Below are 265 nucleotides of genomic sequence, written 5' to 3' on the forward strand. Positions count from 1 at the left end.
GCCCACGGAGGTCGTCCTGCACGACCTGCAGCGAATCCCTAACACAGTCCGTGGGCTGAGGCACCGCGGCCTGAAGGGGTGCCACCAAGAGCTCAAGGACGAGGTTGATGGTCTCGGCATCCATGCCGTGCAGCGCGTCCGGAGACGGAGCTGTTGATCCGACAGAACCAATCTGGGTCATTGCTGCTGTCCTTCCGATTAGTAGGCGGTCCGGGTTGCCCAAGCCGCCGTGAATTGTGCCTTTTGTTGAAGCGTATCCGCTGTG

At 61.1% G+C, this 265-nt stretch carries 1 protein-coding gene; it reads right to left on the reverse strand.

Going from position 1 to position 265, the window contains the following annotated elements:
- A partial coding sequence (locus SB753_RS38030) for a hypothetical protein (RefSeq protein ID WP_410805286.1) occupies positions 1 to 181 on the reverse strand: 181 nt, incomplete at its 3' end.
- Between the last annotated feature and the right edge of the window lie 84 nt (positions 182 to 265).

The sequence above is a fragment of the Paraburkholderia sp. SIMBA_053 genome (assembly GCF_046534895.1).
Taxonomy (GTDB): Bacteria; Pseudomonadota; Gammaproteobacteria; order Burkholderiales; family Burkholderiaceae; genus Paraburkholderia; species Paraburkholderia caledonica.